Annotated in this window: 15 protein-coding genes and 1 tRNA gene; 11 read left to right on the top strand and 5 right to left on the bottom strand. The window is 43.5% G+C overall.

The annotated features are described in order from the left end of the window. The first annotated feature begins 79 nt into the window (after nucleotides 1–79). The 4 genes from BMW61_RS03290 to BMW61_RS03305 all read left to right on the top strand — a co-directional run bounded on the left by BMW61_RS03290 (nucleotide 80) and on the right by BMW61_RS03305 (nucleotide 3,736). The gene (locus BMW61_RS03290) at nucleotides 80–1,213 is read left to right on the top strand and encodes a hypothetical protein (protein ID WP_091819792.1); all 1,134 of its coding nucleotides are present in this window, start codon (nucleotides 80–82) and stop codon (nucleotides 1,211–1,213) included. 161 nt (nucleotides 1,214–1,374) lie between these two features. After that, entirely contained in the window at nucleotides 1,375–2,556 is a 1,182-nt protein-coding gene (locus BMW61_RS03295; RefSeq protein WP_022760903.1) for an acetyl-CoA C-acetyltransferase, read from the top strand. A gap of 60 nt (nucleotides 2,557–2,616) precedes the next feature. Further along, the gene (locus tag BMW61_RS21760; RefSeq protein WP_175475081.1) at nucleotides 2,617–3,231 is read left to right on the top strand and encodes a hypothetical protein; all 615 of its coding nucleotides are present in this window, start codon (nucleotides 2,617–2,619) and stop codon (nucleotides 3,229–3,231) included. Between the two features lie 145 nt (nucleotides 3,232–3,376). After that, nucleotides 3,377–3,736 carry a hypothetical protein gene (locus BMW61_RS03305; protein ID WP_091819793.1) on the top strand — a complete coding sequence of 120 codons (360 nt, stop codon included), beginning with the start codon at nucleotides 3,377–3,379 and terminating at the stop codon, nucleotides 3,734–3,736. A gap of 158 nt (nucleotides 3,737–3,894) precedes the next feature. On the opposite strand, the gene BMW61_RS03310 is transcribed toward BMW61_RS03305, so the two are convergent. Continuing rightward, nucleotides 3,895–4,497: a TetR/AcrR family transcriptional regulator gene (locus BMW61_RS03310; RefSeq protein WP_091819794.1), complete on the bottom strand. Its 603-nt coding sequence runs from the start codon at nucleotides 4,495–4,497 to the stop codon at nucleotides 3,895–3,897. A gap of 166 nt (nucleotides 4,498–4,663) precedes the next feature. Between BMW61_RS03310 and BMW61_RS03315 the strand changes: the two genes are divergently transcribed. Both BMW61_RS03315 and BMW61_RS03320 read left to right on the top strand, forming a co-directional pair. Next, nucleotides 4,664–6,796 (top strand): efflux RND transporter permease subunit, encoded by a 2,133-nt coding sequence (locus BMW61_RS03315; RefSeq protein ID WP_091819796.1) that lies wholly within the window; start codon nucleotides 4,664–4,666, stop codon nucleotides 6,794–6,796. Between the two features lie 98 nt (nucleotides 6,797–6,894). Beyond that, nucleotides 6,895–10,146, top strand: a complete 3,252-nt coding sequence (locus tag BMW61_RS03320) for a hypothetical protein (protein ID WP_091819797.1) — start codon at nucleotides 6,895–6,897, stop codon at nucleotides 10,144–10,146. Nucleotides 10,147–10,265: 119 nt separating this feature from the next. Here the strand turns inward: BMW61_RS03320 and BMW61_RS03325 are convergent, their stop codons facing one another. After that, entirely contained in the window at nucleotides 10,266–11,129 is an 864-nt protein-coding gene (locus tag BMW61_RS03325) for an ROK family protein (RefSeq protein ID WP_022760908.1), read from the bottom strand. A gap of 95 nt (nucleotides 11,130–11,224) precedes the next feature. On the opposite strand from BMW61_RS03325, the gene BMW61_RS03330 reads away from it, so the two are divergent. The 4 genes from BMW61_RS03330 to BMW61_RS03345 all read left to right on the top strand — a co-directional run bounded on the left by BMW61_RS03330 (nucleotide 11,225) and on the right by BMW61_RS03345 (nucleotide 15,244). Continuing rightward, nucleotides 11,225–12,610, top strand: coding sequence for a replication-associated recombination protein A (locus BMW61_RS03330; protein ID WP_091819799.1), 1,386 nt, complete (start codon nucleotides 11,225–11,227; stop codon nucleotides 12,608–12,610). A gap of 32 nt (nucleotides 12,611–12,642) precedes the next feature. Then, the gene (locus tag BMW61_RS03335) at nucleotides 12,643–14,454 is read left to right on the top strand and encodes a DUF5722 domain-containing protein (RefSeq protein ID WP_091819800.1); all 1,812 of its coding nucleotides are present in this window, start codon (nucleotides 12,643–12,645) and stop codon (nucleotides 14,452–14,454) included. Between the two features lie 119 nt (nucleotides 14,455–14,573). Next, a complete protein-coding gene (locus BMW61_RS03340) occupies nucleotides 14,574–15,089 on the top strand; it encodes a DUF4364 family protein (protein ID WP_026499475.1) in 516 nt (171 codons plus the stop codon). Nucleotides 15,090–15,171: 82 nt separating this feature from the next. After that, a tRNA-Thr gene (locus BMW61_RS03345) sits at nucleotides 15,172–15,244 on the top strand. Nucleotides 15,245–15,327: 83 nt separating this feature from the next. On the opposite strand, the gene BMW61_RS03350 is transcribed toward BMW61_RS03345, so the two are convergent. From BMW61_RS03350 to BMW61_RS03360, 3 genes are all read right to left on the bottom strand, one after another. Continuing rightward, a complete protein-coding gene (locus tag BMW61_RS03350) occupies nucleotides 15,328–16,629 on the bottom strand; it encodes a tyrosine-type recombinase/integrase (RefSeq protein ID WP_091819802.1) in 1,302 nt (433 codons plus the stop codon). 168 nt (nucleotides 16,630–16,797) lie between these two features. Then, nucleotides 16,798–17,634, bottom strand: coding sequence for a toprim domain-containing protein (locus tag BMW61_RS03355; protein WP_091819803.1), 837 nt, complete (start codon nucleotides 17,632–17,634; stop codon nucleotides 16,798–16,800). A gap of 119 nt (nucleotides 17,635–17,753) precedes the next feature. Then, entirely contained in the window at nucleotides 17,754–18,053 is a 300-nt protein-coding gene (locus BMW61_RS03360; protein ID WP_091819805.1) for a DUF6291 domain-containing protein, read from the bottom strand. 208 nt (nucleotides 18,054–18,261) lie between these two features. Here BMW61_RS03360 and BMW61_RS03365 point away from each other — a divergent pair, with 208 nt between their 5' ends. Then, nucleotides 18,262–18,882: a helix-turn-helix domain-containing protein gene (locus BMW61_RS03365; protein ID WP_175475082.1), complete on the top strand. Its 621-nt coding sequence runs from the start codon at nucleotides 18,262–18,264 to the stop codon at nucleotides 18,880–18,882. Nucleotides 18,883–18,916: the final 34 nt, after the last annotated feature.

Genomic DNA, 18,916 nt, shown 5'->3' on the forward strand with positions numbered 1-18,916 from the left:
AAGGTTCTCGGATTTTTTTCATATTTTGTGGTATACTTGTAAAGTTGTATGACATTTCGAAGAAAAGAGGGAAAAGAGGATGAAAAAAGAAAAATTACTAAAAAATATTGGGGGAGTGCTGTTAGCATTAACTGTGGCAGTTAGTCCAATCAGTGCGTTTAATACGGGGAATATAATTGTTGCCGAAGCTGCGGGCGGAAGCACTTTTGATACAACTGTAGAATTACCGGCAAATATGGAGTGGACCGGATGGAATGAAATAGGTGTTGCCAGCCAGGATTTCTATAAAGTTACATTACCATCAGATGGTATATTCAAGATTGGTCTTATGTTAAAAAACACAAGCCATATAGGTTTAGATGTTTTTAATAGCTCTGATACGTCATATAGAGTAATGACTACAGGTCAGATGAATGTAGATGATTCAGCATGGACAGGAACGGATTCCAAGGCTCTTTCAGCAGGCACATATTACATCAGAGTATCAAGTGAAAGTCCCCGTAATAGAAGCCAAAAACAGAGCTATAGATTAAAGACAGTATTTGAGAGCTATGGAGTATCAGAAAATGGGAAGGATAGCTACGACAATCCAAAGGAATATACTCTGAACACTTCTGTGACGGATTCTTTTACAGCCACTGATGCAGAGGATTGGTATAAGGTGAACATCACCCAGGAAGGTAAGTATCATTATACGGCTGTGGCTGAAAGCGAGGTCGTTTCCGGATACAATTATGCGGACGCAACTTTATATAATCAAGACCTGTTTGAGAAACAACATTTGGGAAAAGCGTGTTCAGGATCACCGGCATCCAGCGATATTTATTTAGCACCGGGTACATATTACTTAAAAATTGAGGGTAATCAGGTAAAATATACCTTCTCATTAAACAATGCCAAAATTGAAAACGGAAAAGTAACCAAGGTAAAATCTCCCGGTAAGAAAAAGGCAGAGATAACCATTAAGGACGTTACAGGCGTTAACGGTTACGAAATCCAGTTCTCGACTAACAAGAATTTTTCGAAGAATGTAAAAACAAAATCTTTCGAAATTGCAAAGACACAAATTGCGGGAAATAATAAAAGGAAGATAAAAATAAACAAGCTTAAGAGACATAAGAAATATTACTTCAGAGTCAGAACTTATATCGAGCATAATAATGTCAAATACTATTCAGACTGGTCAGACGCAAAGAGTGTAAAAATAAAATAATCATTCAGAATCCGGGAAGCTTTTGGGTTTCCCGGATTTTTACTAATCATGGAGCTTTTGATATAATATTATTGTATTTCGTTTTGTAATTCATCCGGAATTATCATCACGAATTCCGGAAAAAATAAAACAATTTTCATTATAAGGAGGAAAAGAAAGGCATGGCACGAAAAGTAGTTTTAGCAGGAGCTTGTAGAACAGCAATAGGTGTTATGGGGGGTGCTCTTAAGGACATCCCGGCTCCGGATCTTGGAACAATCGTAATTAAGGAAGCATTGAAGCGTTCAGGTGTAAAGCCTGAGCAGGTAGATGAAGTATATATGGGCTGCGTAATTCAGGCAGGTACAGGCCAGAACGTAGCACGTCAGGCAGCAGTTAATGCAGGAATACCGGTTGAGGTTCCTGCAACTACAATTAACGTACTTTGCGGATCAGGTCTTCACTGTGTAAACCTTGCAGCAAAGCTTATCTCTATGGGAGATGCAGATATTATCGTAGCAGGTGGTACAGAGAGTATGTCTCGTGCACCTTATGCACTTCAGAATGCAAGATTTGGTTACCGTATGAACAACGGTGAGCTCATCGATACAATGATCAAGGATGCACTTACAGATGCGTTCGGAGGCTTCCACATGGGTATCACAGCTGAGAATATCTGTGAGCAGTGGGGACTTACAAGAGAAGAGCTCGACGAGTTTGCTGCAAATTCTCAGCAGAAGTGCGAGAAGGCACAGGCTAATGGCGTATTTGATGAGGAGATCGTTCCCGTTCCTGTAAAGGTTAAGAAGGAAACTGTTATGTTTGCTAAGGATGAAGGCCCCAGAGCAGGTGTAACAAAGGAGAGCATCTCTAAGCTCCGTCCCGCTTTCAAACCTGATGGAATGGTAACAGCAGCTAACTCTTCAGGTATCAACGACGGCGCAGCAGCTATCGTAGTTATGAGTGAAGAGAAGGCTAAGGAGCTTGGCATCAAGCCCATGGCTACATGGATTGCCGGTGAGCTTGCAGGCGTTGAGCCCCGCATCATGGGTATCGGTCCTGTTGCTGCAACCAAGAAGACAATGGCTAAGGCTGGCTATCAGATTTCTGACTTTGATCTTATCGAGGCTAACGAGGCATTCGCTGCTCAGTCAGTTGCAGTTGGTAAGGATCTCGGTTTTGACCTTAACAAGCTCAATGTAAACGGCGGCGCTATCGCCCTTGGACACCCGGTAGGATGCTCAGGCTGCCGTATTCTTGTAACACTTCTCTATGAGATGCAGAGACGCGACGCCAAGAAGGGACTCGCTACTCTTTGCGTAGGCGGCGGAATGGGAGCTGCGGCTATAGTTGAACGAGACTAAGATATTATGCCTTCCCCCTAAGGGGGAAGGTGTCAGCTTTAGCTGACGGATGAGGGTTATATGAACGTAAACCTTGGTAAAGGCTTCGGCCCTTTAGACTTTGATGAAAACGGAAAAATGTTTTCTCTTTTTCCTGAAAATCTCCCCTATGTGGATGACGACTTCGACGGCAATGATGCGGACTTCACAGTATACGTGGACGCTGAACTCGTAGAAGCTGTCTGCAATGCGGGACTGGATTTTGAGGAATTCCTTCGCGCGGAAGAAGATGAGCGCCGAGAGATGCTTGAGGATGCTGGACTTAATCCGAATGATTACGAGCTTGATTTCGACCGCGATGTCAGAGAACGTCTTGAAGAAGAGGGGTACTACGACATGGAGTACGACGGCGACTTTGAGGAAGCCGAAGATGATGAGTACGATTTCGAAGAAGACGATGATGACGAGGACGACGAAGACGAGTACGATGAGGAAGATGAATCCGACGAAGACTATGATGAGGATGAGGAAGACTTCGAGGATGATTCCGAAGATAACTATCCGGATGAGGACGACGAAGACGATGATTATCCGGATGAAGAATACGGCTCAGACGACGACTTTGGAGGAGACGGCCGGGGCGGCAATAAACATGGTGACTCGGGAGATGCCTTTTTTGGCAACCTGGGAAGATAAGTGATCATAGACTTTGGTATCCATGCAATTTATGGATACCAAAGCTATTTATTGTATAGGTAATTCCTATGAAATAAAAAAGTAATTAGAGGGAACGGTATGAACCAAGACAGAGGCGTTCGATTATGCAAAGACTTATGTAAGCGTGATTTTTGCAGGTGCGGCCCTTGGTACTATTCTTTCAGAAGCTCTAGTGATGATTGTTTGCGGATATAACGTCTACGGGATGCTGCATGAAAAGAAAGCCGATGATGATATTGCCCGTGACAACAATGAGTATATTAGCAGCGATGTGGTGAGAAGGCTTATAGTTGTCGGACTTCCAATGGCGTTGCAGAGCGTGATCACGGGCTTTGTCGGCTGTCGCGGAATCTATTATGGTGAGATAACTGCCTGGATTTTTGCGAATCTTATTCTTATTTCGGCATATTACTATGAGTTGCACTTCAGGGTTTCATCCAGAGAAATTCTGCAAGATAGCGCAGATTCACCTGTGCAAAATTAAAAAATGGAAATAAGTACTTGCAATGAATGTTAGTCTGTGCTAATATAACCGTGTTAGCAAAAGCTAACTAAATGACATACATAGTCATAAGAAATCTCCTACCTGAAAAACCCGCGTCTTGCCAACGCGGGTTATTTCGATTAAAGGATATTTGCAATTTACTTTATTTCATAGGTTTTAATAATGCCGCGAACAGCGTATTCGAGTTCGGGCATCAGTTCATCAAGTGGCTGTGGCTGCTTGTAGATAATAGAACTGTAGCCTGCGGAGCTGACCATCTCGACTATCAGAAACATCATGAGCTCGGGATTTCGATATTTCACCTCGGATTCCTCAAACATCTCGGTGATTATCCTCAGGAAGTCAGTCTCGGAGTCATCAATGTTCGTGGTCATGGCCTCCTTAAACAGAGCCCAGCTGAGATCCTTATAAATAAGGGATAGGAGCATATGATTATTTGAAAGCTCAATGAGAATATGCTTCATCATGAAAATAATCTTATCCTCAACCGAATGAAGGTCTTCCTTTAGAAGTTCTTCGTAAGCGACACCAAAGAGCTGATTTGATTTACGCGCAATCAAACGGTTCCTTATATCATATTTGTCTTTGAAATACAGATAAAAGGTTCCCTTCGCAACTCCGGCCTTCTTAACAATGTCGGAAATTGACGTCTGATTGATTCCCTGCGAAGTGAACAACTCAAAGGAGGTGTTTAAGAGAGAATCAAATTTCAATTTTTTGTTTTCGTCCCATTTTCCCATAAATAAATCCTACCACATATATTGAGAAAAGGCTCGAAAAACCCTACGGGTTTTCCTCGCTTTTTACATCTTAAAAATAAATATTGACCATCGGTCATTTTTGGAGTATAACATAAAGTGTAAAAAATGACCAGCGGTCATAAAATATTTTTGTGAGGAAATGGTTATGAAATTTTTTTCTAAGGCAATTGTAAAATCCAGATTCATAATACTGATTGCCAGCATCGCACTGATGATTCCGTGCCTTGCGGGAATGGCAGCCACGAGAGTTAATTACGATATCCTCTCATATCTGCCCGGGGAGATTGAGACCATGAAAGGTCAGGACATCCTCATGGATCAGTTCGGAACCGGAGCGTATTCGCTTTTCGTAGTTGAGGGTATGGCTGATAAAGACATAGCCGAGTTGAAGGCGAATATTGAGACAGTTAATCATGTAAAGAAGGTTATCTGGTATGACACCTTCATGGACTATTCCATTCCGAAGGAGATGCTTCCGGATAAGGTAACCGAGGCACTCGGAACCGGAGACACACAGCTGATGTTTATCATCTTTGATGATACGACCTCGAGCGACGGCACGATGGAGGCCATAACAGAGATCAGGAAGATAGCCAATGAAAAATGCTTCCTTTCGGGAATGGCGGCAATCGTTCTTGATACCAAGAATCTTACGGAAAAAGAAACACCTATATATGTAGGAATGGCAGTACTTCTTGCTGTAATTGTTCTTTCACTGACAATGGATTCCTACCTTATACCTTTCTTCTTCCTTATAAGTATAGGAATTGCAATCATGTTCAACATGGGAACAAACATATTCCTGGGACAGATTTCATTCCTTACAAAATCGCTTAGTGCGGTTCTTCAGCTCGGTGTTACACTGGATTATTCAATTTTCCTGTGGCACAGTTACCAGGAGGAACTTGAAAAGGGTATAGATGATAAAAAGGAAGCAATGGCAAACGCTATCACCGCAACGTTCCAGTCGGTGCTTGGTTCATCAATTACAACCATCGCAGGTTTCGTGGCACTTTGCTTCATGAGCTTCACAATCGGCCTTGACCTTGGAATCGTCATGGCGAAGGGCGTTATCTTCGGCGTTGTTGCCTGCGTAACAGTTCTTCCCGCAATGATTCTGATATTTGATAAAATAATAGAGAAGACAAAACATAAACCGGTTATTCAGGAATTTGTAAAAACACCCAGATGGATATCCAAGCATGCCATCATATTCGGAGTGCTTTTCCTGTGTCTCCTTCCTCCGGCAATCTGGGGATACAGACACGCAGCTGTTTACTACGATCTGTCAGAGACACTGCCCGTTAAGCTTTCGAGCAGACAGGCGATGATAGAGCTTGAAAAGAATTTTGAAACAAATACAACCTACATGATCCTTGTGGATGCAAACCTTGATACAGCTACAATGCAGGGCATGGTGAATGAACTTAAGAGTGTTGATGGAGTTGATGGAGTACTCGGACTTGAATCACTGATGGGACCGCTTCTTCCCAGGGACATGATTCCCACTGAGCTTAAGGATGAGCTTTCAAGTGATGAGTATCAGATGCTAATGGTTACAAGTCAGTATAAAACAGCATCCGATGAAGTTAACGCTCAGATTGATAAGGTAAACGAAATTGTGAAAAAGTACAGTCCTACAGCAATGGTCGTCGGTGAGGCACCTTGTACTAAGGATTTGATCACGATTACCGATAAAGATTTTAAGACAGTCAGTATTGTTTCTATTGGCTGTGTATTCCTTATCATTGCATTTGTAATGAAATCTATATCTCTTCCTTTTATACTGGTTGCAGTTATAGAATTTGCTATTTTCATCAACATGGGTATCCCCGGATTTACGGGAACCGTAATACCTTTCATATCATCGGTTGTTATCGGAACAATTCAGCTCGGTGCAACTGTTGACTATGCAATCCTTATGACAACTCGTTATTGTAAGGAGAGAAAAGATGGCCAGAGCAAGAAGCAGGCTACGAGAATCGCACTTTCAACAAGTATGAAGTCGGTTATCGTAAGTGCGCTAAGCTTCTTCGCAGCAACCTTCGGCGTAGGACTCGTATCCAGCGTCGACATGATCGGATCTCTTTGCTTCCTCATGGCAAGAGGTGCGCTGATCAGTATGGCAGTAGTTATTTTTGTTCTCCCTTCTATGTACATGATATTCGATGGACTTATCATTAGAACTACATGGGGTATGCATGATTGCATTAAAAGAGATGCAGACAGAAAGAAAAATAAAGACGTTGCAGTCCTTGATCAGGTAGGACTTGGTTGAAACAGTAATAAAACATCAATTTGAAATAGAGTTTTCGCAAACACTTAGTCAGAGAAAAAGGTTATATATCTGACGAGAAAAGGAAAAGAGGAATTGGTATGTATAAGAGAAATTTACTTAAAGCTACATCAGTTTTAACAGCGTTTGCACTTGCATTCGGTACAATGACAGGCTGCGGACTTGGTAAAAAAGCAGAAGATACAGTACAAGTTCAGGACATTACCGAGGAGAGCCCCGAAGCCGAAGAGCTTGTGGAGACAATGACACAAGCAGCTTTTACCGGAAATAAAGAGAATTCTGAGAGCGGAAAAGAAGAGACTGTATATGTTATGACTGATGCCAATGGTACAGTTGATGAAGTTGTGGTAAGCAACTGGTTAAAGAACGCAAACGGCGACAAGTCACTTACAGATACAACAAACCTGAAGGACATCGTAAATGTTAAGGGCGATGAGTCCTTCAAGGACAACGGCGACGGAACTGTTACCTGGGATGCCGAAGGACAGGACATCTACTATCAGGGAACACCCACACAGGAAGTTCCGGTCGGCGTAAAGGTTACCTACGAACTTGACGGAAAGCAGATGAAGGCCGAGGATATCGCAGGCAAGAGCGGAAGAGTAAGAATCCGCTTTGACTATACAAACTCACTTAAGAAGGAAGTTGAGATTGATGGACAGACAGAGGACATCGATGTTCCTTTCACAATGATCTCCGGAACAATGCTTGATAACGCGAAGTTTGCCAACGTCAAGGTTTCAAACGGTAAGGTAATCTCCGATGCCAACAACTACGTTGTAGTCGGTGTTGCAATGCCCGGACTCAAGGAGTCACTCAAGATTGATGATGAAAAATTAAAAGAGAACGATATTGACGAGGATGAGGTTGATATCCCCGATTTCGTAGAGATCACTGCAGACGTTCAGGATTTTGAGCTTCCCATGACAGTATCAATGGCAAGCGCAAACGTAGTATCAGACCTCGGACTTGATAAGATTTACAATTCAGATAAACTCGATGACTTAAACGGCGATATGGACAAGCTTTCCGATGCTTCCACAGAGCTTAGAGACGGAACAGGTGAGCTTGCAGACGGAACACAGAAGTTTGAGGACGGAACATCAGAGCTTTACGACGGAACTGTGGAGCTTGCAGATGGAACAAAAGAGTTAAAGGACGGAACCGGCGAACTTAAGAACGGCGCAGGTGAGCTTAAGGATGGCACAAGCCAGCTTGCAAGCGGAACAGGTGAGCTTAAGAACGGAACCGGTGAACTCAGAAACGGAACCGGCGAACTTAAGGACGGTACAGGCCAGCTTAAGGATGGCGCAGGAGAGCTTGCAAAGGGAAGTAAATCACTTGCAGATGGTGCAACGACACTTAGCACAGGAATTGGAACATATACAGATGCTGTGGGTCAGATATCTTCAGGTGCTACAAGCCTTGATACAGGTATCGGTCAGCTTAAGGACGGTGCTACAACACTCACAGGCGGAATCACTTCTGCCAAAGATGGTGCTAAGAGCGTTGCAGATGGCGCAGCACAGCTTAGTACAGGTATAAATACTGCTGCGGATGGAGTAAAACAGCAGCTTGAGGTGCTCACTGTAGCGCAGTCTGCTTTTGAAGCAGAGTTTGGAGATGCTTTAGCTTTTGCTGCAAACCAGCAGGCAGGCGTTAATGTAAGAAATGCTGCTTCTCCTGCAGATGATAAAGATGTGGCAAAACTTGTAAAGGAGATTACTGAGAAACTTGCTGATACATATGCGGATGAGGTAAAGGCTGAAACACAGAAGGCAAAGGATGCTGAGAAGAAGACAGCGGAAGCAGAGCAGAAGGCAGAGGAGTCCGAAAAGAGAGCAGAAGAAGCAGAGCAGAAGGCTGAGGAAGCTACTAAGAGGGCAGAAGCGGCAGAGAAAGCTCTTCAGGAAGCCCTGAATGATCAGCAGAACAGTTCTTCAGATCAGAGTCAGTCACAGGATGATTCCGATAGTGATAAGAAAGAGAAAGCATCCGATACAGAGGATAAGAGTCAGGAAACACCCGAGGAGAATCAGGAAGCTACTGAAGAAAACAGCTCGAATGAAAATGCAGAGAATACTCAGGTGACACCTGAGGAGAGCTCAAATCAGGAGAGTACTGAACAGACAGAGCAGGCTACTGAAAACACTGAGAGTAGCGAAGCTGAACAGAATACCGAGAACACTGAAGCTCAGAGAGAAGAATCTGTAAGTCTTGGGACAGAGACTGTCGAAGAGAGTCAGGAAGCTTATGAGGGAGAGATTGAACAATATGCTGATGAAACCGGAATTGCAGCAATTTGTGCCGCAACAGGTATGACAGCTCAGGATATCCAGAACCTTCGTGCAGGTGCAGATGTTGCTATAGCAGCTGCTTCTGCCGAGGGACAGCAGCAGGCCAGTGCCCAACTTTATGCTGCATTACAGCAGGCACTTACAGCTGCAGCGGCAGAATCAGATCCTGCTAAAAAGCAGCAGATATATGTAAACGCTCTTTCTCAGATTGCAACAGGAGTAAAAACTCCCACACAGACAGGAACACAGGCAATTACAACCATTGCAGCAACATATAAAACAATTGTTGCATCAAAGGAAGCTATGCAGAAGCTCTATGGTACAGATACAACCCAGGGCCTCAAGGACATTCAGGCAGGTGCTTCACAGCTGGCAGTTGGTGCTAACAGTCTCTACGATGGAATGAAGAAACTTGATGCAGGCGGAACAACTCTTGGACAGGGACTTGTTTCACTTAAGGGCGGTTCCAAGCAGCTTGCAGATGGCGCTAAGAAGCTTAATGACAATAGTAAGTCACTTAAGGATGGCGGAACAAAGCTTGCAAACGGTGCTTCAAGTCTTAAGGACGGAGCAGGCAAGCTCAGAGACGGAGTAGGCAAACTTGATGATGGTGTAGGCAAGCTTAATGATGGTGCTGTAAAGCTTGATGACGGTGCGGGTAAGCTCGACGATGGAGCAAAGAAGCTTGATGACGGAGCAGGTAAGCTCTACGACGGAACTGTAAAACTTGATGACGGTGTAGGCGAGCTCAACGATGGAGCAGGCAAGCTCAGAGACGGAGCAGGCGAACTCAAGGATGGTGCTGTAGAACTTAACGACGGCGCAAGAAAGCTTGCAGACGGTATGGTTGAGTTTGACGAAGATGGTATCCAGAAGCTCACAGGCACAGTTGATGAGGATCTTCTTTCAGTAAAAGACAGACTCAGAGCAGTTGATGAAGCTTCTCAGAGTTACACTTCCTTCTCAGGCGCAAACGAGGATGAACCCAGCACAGTACAGTTCATCATTCGTACAGCACCCGTAAAGGCGGACTAATTATTCTAAATAATACGCCCCTGAGGTATGTATATTCAGCCCCAACCTCATTGCAAAGAACGCAAGAATCGGTTGGGGTTGAACACACATATCTCAGGGGCTGTTTTTTTTGGAATAACTTACGCATCAATGGCGAGCTTAATTGCGCCCATGATGCCTTGGTCGTCGTTGAGGCTGGCAGGAACGATGTAATCATCAAGATGATTCATTTCATCAGTTAAGATGTAGCCGTTCATGAGCTCGGCGAACTTCTTTCGAACAAGCGGGAAGAGCTGCTCCTGATGCATTACTCCGCCGCCGAGGATTATCTTCTTGGGGCTAAGGATAAGTGCATAGCTCATAAGAGCGGTGGCAATATATTCACTTTCAATCTCCCATACTTCGCTCTTATCGGACAGTTCTACAGCAGGCTTGCCCCAGCGAGCCATGATTGAAGGACCTGCAGCGAGACCTTCAAAGCAGTTGTCATGGAAAGGGCAGACACTTTTGCCTGGATCACCCTTCACAATGGGAAGTCGGATGTGTCCAACCTCAGGATGAAGCATGCCATGAAGCAGTTTTCCGTTGGACATTACTCCACCGCCGACGCCGGTTCCGATGGTGAGATAGATGGCATCAGAGAGTCCTTTGGCGCAGCCCCAGGTAACTTCTCCGAGAAGAGAGCCGTTTACGTCAGTATCAAAACCGATCGGGATTCCAAGGGCCTCCTTAGCAGCGTTAACGATATTGTAGCCGGACCACCCCTTCTTAGGTGTGGAAGTAATGCTTCCATAGGTGGGCGAATCCGTCTTAAGATCAATTGGACCAAAGCACGCAATTCCAAGTGCTTTGATATCTTTTCCTTTAAAATACTCAAAAATCTGAGGCATTGTAGTCTCAGGTGTTTCTGTGGGGAATTTGACCTGTTCGAGAATCTCCCCGTTTTCATTGCCGACAGCGCAGACCATCTTGGTTCCGCCGGCTTCAAGTGCTCCAAATAACATAGCGTCCTCCTTGAATACATAAAAAATAAAAGCTTTATAAAAATGCTATACGCACGTTGGAATAATTATAGCATTTATAGTAGAATACTAATACTATGGATTTATTTGAGTATGCACGTGAAAAGAACATGAAGAGCGAGTCTCCGCTTGCAGCCAGGATGCGTCCGAAGACCCTTGACGAGGTAGTTGGACAACAGCACATCATCGGTAAGGATAAGCTTCTTTACCGCGCAATCAAGGCGGATAAGATAAGCTCGATAATATTATACGGACCGCCCGGAACAGGCAAGACGACTCTTGCAAAGGTCATCGCGAACACCACCAAGGCAGATTTTGTTCAGCTTAATGCCACCGTGTCAGGAAAAAAGGACATGGAAGAGGTTGTGGCTAAGGCCAAAGAGAATTTAGGCGGTTTTGGAAGAAAAACCATCCTTTTCATAGACGAGATACACCGCTTCAACAAGGGACAGCAGGACTACCTTCTTCCGTTTGTTGAGGACGGCACGGTTATTCTGATCGGAGCCACGACGGAGAATCCTTACTTCGAGGTGAACGGGGCTCTTATTTCAAGATCCGTTATCTTCGAACTTCAGCCGCTTTCAGAGGACGATATCAAGACCCTTATGAAAAGAGCGGTGACAGACACTGTGAATGGAATGGGCTCTTTTGATGCAGTTTTGGAGCCTGAGGCAGAGGAATTTCTGGCTGACATAGCGGGCGGGGATGCGAGACACGCGCTCAATGCTATTGAGCTAGGAATACTGACTACAGAGCGAAGTGAAGACGGTAAGATACATATCACGAGAGAGGTTGCCGAGGAGTGCATCCAGAAGCGTGTTGCGAGATATGATAAGGACGGCGACAACCACTACGATACAATTTCAGCTTTTATAAAAAGTATGAGAGGATCTGATCCCGACGCAGCGGTTTACTATCTTGCAAGGATGCTCAATGCAGGAGAGGACCCCAAATTTATAGCAAGAAGAATGGTGATCTGTGCCTCCGAGGATGTCGGGAATGCCGATCCGCAGGCGCTTCAGGTTGCGGTAGCGGCTTTTCTTGCAACAGAGAGAATAGGTATGCCGGAGTGTCAGATTAACCTGTCACAGGCGGCCAGTTACATAGCGACAGCGCCTAAGAGCAATGCCGCAGTGGAGGCGATTTTCAGCGCAATGGACACAGTGAAGAATACGGGAAATCTCCCGATACCGTCGCATCTTCAGGATGCACATTACAAATCCGCAGGTAAGCTCGGACATGGAATAGGCTACAAATATGCTCATGACTATCCGAACAACTATGTGGAGCAGCAATATCTTCCTTATGAATTAAACGGTAAGGAATTTTACAGCCCGTCCGGAAACGGCTACGAGGTGAAGATCAAGGAGCATATGAAGTTCCTCAAAGAACACGCCTCCGATTCGGGAGCAGAAGCTACGAAGGCAGAGGATGCCGCACAAACGGACGAGAATAAGCAGTAAATCAATAGATATGTAGTAACGCGAGGTTAGAGTTGAAGAAACCCTTTAAGAAACTAAAAGAGTTTATAGATAATAAAATACTGTATTCAAGAAAAGGAACGCTGGCTGTGCTGATAGGCTCAGTACTGGCGGTTCTTTTTGTGGTAGGGATACTGTTATATACGGAAGGCGCTTTTGATAAGAAGGAAGAGGTGGTAGTGACCACCGAGGAAAAACCGGTAACGGAAGTTAAGGAGACACCCAAGGAAAAGAGCTACCTTGACGAGGATATTCTGAAAGCCATAACAAATTCAGGTGATAAGGTTAAGCGCGCACTCGGTGAGAGGCCGGCAACGGTTGATGTGCCTGATGATCAGCTTGCGGAATATGTTAAGCTCGACAGCTGTATCATAGGAGAGAGCGGCGGAGTTGAGGTTAAGGGCTCAGCTGAGGGGATTCCCACCTCCGATGACAAGTACTATTATCTGTTCGATGCTGCGATGTATGAAGATGGCCTTAGCACAGATGCGGAGCCAATCTCGAAGATATATAAGGACAGCGAAGTTACACTTAAGGCAGCTCTGAACAAGGCTGCTGCGAATTCCAGATTATACAGGAAGTTTTTCATTGCGGTGAAAAAGGACGACGAGTTTAAACCGGTTTCCCATGCAAGCTATATCACAAATCCGGAGGCGGTTGCATCGCATAATTACGGCGGATTACAGCACAGCTCTAAGAAGGGTCTTTTGGTTGATCCTTCTCATCTGGATGCCGTTGGCGACCTCGGAGTTAATTATGCAACTTACAATATTCCGCTGAACAGACTCCTTGCGACAAGTGCGGGAGGTTCCGTTGCTTACACCTATAACGGTGTTACCTACTATTTTAACGGAGCTATTCTCCATGAATACGATTATCTGTTCACAACCCTCAATTCGAAGGGGGTGGATGTTGCTGCTATCATACTTAATAACGTATCGCCCTCCACTTTTCCTGAGGTGACTCATCCCAATGCGAGAAGCGGATCCACGGCTCCTTACTATATGTTCAATGCCTCCGACGAGGCCGGCGTCAATGCGCTTGCAGCCATCGGATCATTCCTGGCAGAGAGATATTCCGGCTCGGGTCACGGCAATGTTGCGATGTGGATTATCGGAAACGAAGTCAATGCGCGAAAAGAGTGGAATTACATGGCATCCACCGACCTTGGAACATATGCCGCTGCTTATGCAAGGGCATTCAGAGTATTCTACAATGCGATTAAGAGTAACAATGCCGGCGCACATGTATACATCTCACTCGACCAGCAGTGGGACAGAAATATGAAGGGCAATCCCGACTACGACGGAAGAGACCTTCTGGACAGCTTTGCAGCTTCACTTAGAAGCTATGGCGACATCGGCTGGGGACTTGCTCAGCACCCTTACACCGTGCCGCTTACCGACGTGGCATTCTGGAACGGGCACAAGCTTGTGACCGACTCCGCGGACACATCTTTTATCACAATGAAAAACATAGGTGTCCTCACAAACTATATGAGCAGCGAAGCGATGTTGTATAATGGTGGTGTCCGGTCCATAATCCTTAGCGAGGTGGGATACACTTCCACAAAGGGTGACGCACTCCAGGCAGCAGCTATCGCCTACGCCTACAGCAAGGTTGCAGCGAACGGTAACCTTCACGCGATCATGTTTTCCAGACAGACCGATGCTCCTGAGGAGATTGCTCACGACGGCCTTGCCATGGGACTTTGCACCACAGGCGGCGGACACAAATTATCGTACGACGTATTTAAATACATGGATACCCCGCAGCGGGAGGAACACATCGCTTTCGCCAGAGACATTGTCGGGGTGAATTTCTAACAATAATTTGCCTTCTCCCAGAGGGGGAGATTGAAATTGTCTCTGAGAGAAGATGACGGAAAAAATTTGCCTTCTCCCTCTGGGAGAAGGTGTCAGCGTAGCTGACGGATGAGGGCTTCATGAGTTCACAATACCTAACCTTATACAAAATGATCGTGCTCTACATGCTGAGAAAATCCGACGGACGCCTCAGCAAGGCACAGATTTACGACTTTATATTGGAAAAAGAATACACGAATTTTCTCACCCTGCAGGAAGTATTCGGCGAGCTTGCGGAGTCTGAGCTCATCACCGAGAACATCGAGGGCAGCAGGACATTCCTGAAACTCACCGATGCAGGAAGTGAGACACTGGACTTTTTCGGCAACCGCATCAATCCCTCAATCAGGGAGCAGATTGATACATTTTTCCGGGAAAACGGGCTCAAGATGCGCGACGAGACTTCCATCGGTGCCTATTACAAGAAGACCGGAGAAAATGAGTACATGACATACCTCTCCGCAGCGGAGTTCGGAGAAACACTGGTAGAGCTCCATGTCCCCGCGATCACGGAGGATATGGCAGAGACAATCTGCGAGAACTGGAAGAAGAAAAACCAGAACATCTACAGGACTATCATGACTGAACTTATGTGAGAAATCTTGTTGAAAAATGCATGTTGACAAGCTACTATCTGCTTGTTAAAATAACCTTTGTGACTTGCGAAAGTCACGGATTGCTGGCATAGCACAGTCGGTAGTGCGTCGCATTGGTAGTGCGGAGGTCACGGGTCCGATTCCCGTTGCCAGCTCGCCCTTAAATCCAGTATTTATCTGGGTTTAAGGGTTTTTTGATGCCTGGAATGGTGGTCGTAGAGTGGTCGTAACGCCTTTCTTAACTGAAACATGCCTTAATATCGTTCATTTTTGTGTCCTGCTGAACTGCTCGGATATAATGAAGAGTAGTATTTTTGTCCACATGTCCAGCGGCGTACATTACAGTCTGCAAATCGCCACCGGTTGCTCGTGCTAGCGCTGTTACGCTCCAAAAACGAATTTTATGAGATGACATATAAGTAACACCGGCTTTTGCTGTGATACGCTTTAAATGGTCATTAAAATGCCCAGTATTGAGTGGATTGCCTTCAGCAGTACAAACGATATGCTCATACACGATAGGTTGCTCTCTGAGGCATTTTAGGATGTGTAAGACTCTGTCAGATAACGGCAGGATTCGTTCACCATGTTCACCACCTTTAGTATGGTTAAGCTCAACCGGGCGATTTATACCATCACTGTCTTTACGGAGGACAACCTCACGTGAAATTTTTATGGTATTTTTTCTGAAATCTATATCGCTCCATTTAAGAGCCTTCAGTTCACCGATACGAATGCAGAGACAGAACATAAGCTCAATGCCATATTCATACCCTGATTTATGCTTCATCGCTTTCAAAACTTCAAGAATGGCATCTCTGTCTTCATCTGTATAACGCTTATTACTGTTATCAACAGCTTTGAACTTTAAATCCTTACAGTTAAGAGAACGACTGAGATTATCAGTTAGGATGTCAGATTCTACAGCAAGGTCATAGACCATATTCATTATGCTTTTGACATTATTAAATGCCTTTCGGCTTAGTGTACGTCCTGCGCAGATTTTCTTAAAGAACAACTTCAACTCGGATGCTTTTATGTCTTTGATAGATTGTTCAGCAATAGTGGAATGATCATAATATTTGTTCCAGAGCTGTTGATACCTATCTATAGTTAGTGATGAGATATCAAGATCTGTGCGTTTAGATTCAAGCGCAGTGTCATATAGTGCGCGGATGGTATGATTATTTTCTCCAAATAGGTATGCGTACATCCTGTCATATGTTTCCTGTTCTGAACTTGCGGTGATTTTACTGCGGTTATCTTTACGCAGGGCTGAAGGTATTCTTATCTTGTATTGTTTGTTCTTGGTGTCATATGTGACAAATTTACTGCCTTTCTTTTTGTGGGGTAATAACGCCTCCTGTACTTTCAATTTTCGTTCTTTTTCAAAACACTGTTTTTTCAATTGCTCATTTTCAGCACTCTCTGTGATTATAGCATTTTTTTGCAGAAAATCTGAAGCCTTTAATTTTTGCGGAAATGATTTATGTATCCTCTCACTACAGGAGGCGTTTATTGATATTTGTTTCTTATTCATAATGCCTCCTGTAAAGGCTATAATTGGAGTGCGTTTATACTCTACTTTTGATTATCCTATGATGTTTTTGTTTTAAGATAAAACAATTCCAATTGGTGAGGGATATTGGATTACAATAATTAAAGGGATAAAATAGAAGAAAACAGTAATGAGTAATAATAATCTCCATTAATTCATACGAGCAATTAGATCGTCATTCCAGTCCTTGTGTGAAGGGATGATGAATTCCATATCCTGATTACGAATACGGCAGGCATCTCCTGCAGAATCGTTGTCAACAGCTAGGATGACTTGGATATTTAGCTGTTTGATAGAGTCTATAGTTCTCTGATTGCCCACCCCGCCTATGCTTATATAAAAGGCATTTTCACATAAAAGCATAAAAAGTGAGATAGCATCTATGGCGGATTCGCATATGTAACACTTATGGGGTTTAGTATTGATAAATGGTTTGTTGAAATACCAAGCGACATTTGAGTCCTTTGGTTTTCTGATGCTCTTAAACGGGACTTCTGAAGTCCCCCGTATTTCAGCATAATTGCATTCGCGATTAATGAATACAACGTTATTATGCTCATCCTGATATATGAGGTTTGCCTTTATCAGACTTCTGACAAGACTTTCAGAAAGACCACGGCTAACAAGATAATCTATTGCTTTACGCGAATTCGGATCACCTTTTTTGGGAAAGTCTGCTTTAATTAAATGCACTTCTGCTGAAGGTATAACTGGTTCTGCAGTTTTGTTATTATAGTTAGCAAGTGACAAAACTGCTTCAGGTATGGAATATCCTAAGTACTTAACTAAAAAATCAATACTATTTCCTTTATCTCCAGTTGAAAAATCGTAATATCCAGAATATCCAAGCTTGATGCTGAGGCTATGATTAGCTATTAATCGCAGGCTTGATCCTTCTTTGACTATTGCATTTGCGTGATTCGTGAGTAGATAATTATATAGGTCAGTTATACGTGCCTTTCTCATTTGTTCTCGAGTAAAAAACATATGAGTCTCCTAAAGAATATTCTTTTCATTACCGTAGTGGGTTTGTATGTATGTGTCTGCAATGCTAAAGTATCATTTACTATCTTTGGCTATGGTTAACAATTCCTAAGCATACTTTCTCATTCCTTTGTTTTTTTGGAACCGCCTCTTTTTTGTCCTCCTTTTTTTCCACCTTCCCTTTTGGCAGTGAAAGCTTTTTGGCTGGCTTCAATTTCAGCCTTAATCGGAATAAATGCAAAATCTAATAATGTGTTTTCAAACTCTGGACAAATTCCAGAATTCAGATAATTAAGAGCTGCTTTGAATAATTTTCCTACATCCTCGTCGGAGAGTACGGTTAACTGTGATTGCCACTGTCCTTGCGTTGGGAACCATTTTGCCGGAATATACAACGCGTTGTTTTGAATATTGTTCTCCATAATCGTCTATCCTTTCGTAATATAAATTTATTGTTGTGTTAAATATTTTATACCGCAATGCTCAATAAAAGTCAAACGATATCAAATATATTTGCGGAATATTAAGAATTATACGTATATATATCAAATAAAAGCAAATTATGCAGAGATAATAATTGACATAGCGTGGTTAGGAATGTATAATTATAATTATCAAGGAGGTATTATAATGGTTACAACTATTGATACAGGCAAAAGAATAAAAAGAACCTTGCAAGTACAAGGAATAAAGATGATAGAATTTGCGCCTATTGCAGGAGTTACACTCGAAACTTTAAGTCGTTATGTAAACGGTAAGAGAGAGATACCAGAACCATTTATTGTCAGAGTGGCAAAACTCTTAAATGTTACTCCAGAGTATCTTAAGTGTGAAACAGATGATGAAACACCTCCACAGTATACTATGTACAATGAAGAAATGGATGAGCTTCAGCGTGCAGACGCAAGACAAGCTAGAAGACGGGGGGCTATACAAAACATTTTTGAACATTTTGGGGTAAAGATAGTAGAAAATCTTGAATTGGATACAGAAGTATATACAAGGCAAAGTGATCTCACATGGCGAAAGACAAAAGGTTGTAATAATGATTATAAAAATAGATTATTCGATGAAGAAATAGATATTGTTTCAGAACAGCACCAAGTAGAGGGAAAAATCATATTTGAGATTGAATATTGTGGAAAACTTGTACAAATGGGGAAAAATGAGTTTTTTGATTGGCTAGATAAAGAAGCTGATTTGATTGAGTCAAGCCTCCACTTAAGGCTTGATATGCCGAGAAATGCCTAAATTCACCCTCCCCAAAGCAACGAGACTTCTTTGG

It is taken from the genome of Butyrivibrio sp. ob235, assembly GCF_900109475.1.
Lineage (GTDB): Bacteria > Bacillota > Clostridia > Lachnospirales > Lachnospiraceae > Butyrivibrio.